Below are 1,241 nucleotides of genomic sequence, written 5' to 3'. Positions count from 1 at the left end.
TGAAGCCGTTGGTCTGGCGGGTCTGGGTCCAGGCGACGATGCCGTCGAAGTGTCGGCGAATCAATCGCACCACGTCCTTCATCGGTTCGACCTTCGAGCGCATGACGTTGGTGCACCACTGTTGCAACATCTCGGAGACGACATTGATTTGCTTGCGCTCGAGAATTTCTCGCAGTTGCTCGCGATACAGCCAGGCGCGTGCCGTGCGGCTGGTAGTGTACTGACTGACGAGCGCCTCGAGGTCAGTCAGTTGGGCCAGATTGAGCTTGTTCGCGTCTTTCAGCAGCGTCCAGCGCATGCCTTTAAGTTCCGGGTCGACCTTCTGTTGTTGGCGACGCACTGTATCGAGCGCCTTGGACGCGTGCGCGACGACGTGAAACTTGTCGAAGGTCAGCCGCGCATCGGGCAGATGTTCGTTGACTCCCTTGATGAAAGCCGGCGACATGTCGATGCTGACCGAGCCGACCTGTTCGGGCTTGCCACCGTGTTGGCCCAGATAGGCGGCGAAGCGTTCAATCGTGCTGGCATCCTTGCCGGTCGTCACGAACACGACCCGCCGCGCCTGCATGTCGGCAACCAGTGTCAGATACTCATGACCGCGCCGGTACGAGGTTTCGTCAATCGCCACTGTCGTCACCTCCGACAGGTCCGCCGACGCGAGCGCCAGTTCCACATAGCGCGAGCAGATGGCGTGAACCCGGTGCCACGACAGGTTGACGATGCGCGCCACGGCAGCAAACGGCATCTGCTGAGCGAGCATCAGCACGAGCGCCTCGAACAGCAACGTGAAGCCGCTGAGTTGGCCGACCCAATCAGGTTCCACCAACCGTACCGAGCCGTCCGGCAAGCGCACGCGCGGCACCCGTACTTCCAGATAGCACTCGTGCTGGAAGAAATTCAGATGGCGCAGACGCTTGATTTGCGTGTCGTGCACCGGGTGCTCGCCGGCGACGCTGGCATAACCGAACCGGCTGCCCGCGACGAAGTCCACCGCAATCGTGAGCTGGCGTTTGCCGGCATCAAAGTCGACGCTTTGTACGTACCACGGGGCCTTGATTCCCAGCGCGGCTTCAAACAGTTGGTTCGTCATTGTTCGTTTCGTCTTGCATGGCTGGTTGCAGCATTCTGCCGCAACCAGCCATGACTCAGCTTATCGAATCAGTGCGCCTCAAGGGTTCGCTGCGCCGGGCTTACGCCCGCCCTTGACCCGCCAAACCACCCACTGAGAATTCAAAAGAGGC

The 1,241-nt window shown here is 60.6% G+C and carries 1 protein-coding gene; it reads right to left on the bottom strand.

What is annotated here, in order from left to right; all coding sequences use genetic code 11:
* Window positions 1–1,090: ISL3 family transposase (locus BG61_RS38470; RefSeq protein WP_035943672.1), on the bottom strand; the 1,090-nt coding region annotated here is incomplete at its 3' end.
* Window positions 1,091–1,241 lie beyond the last annotated feature (151 nt).

It is taken from the genome of Caballeronia glathei (assembly GCF_000698595.1).
GTDB classification, from domain to species: domain Bacteria; phylum Pseudomonadota; class Gammaproteobacteria; order Burkholderiales; family Burkholderiaceae; genus Caballeronia; species Caballeronia glathei.
The sequence above is the reverse complement of the archived record's forward strand: the minus strand, read 5'-3'. Positions and strand labels throughout refer to the sequence as shown.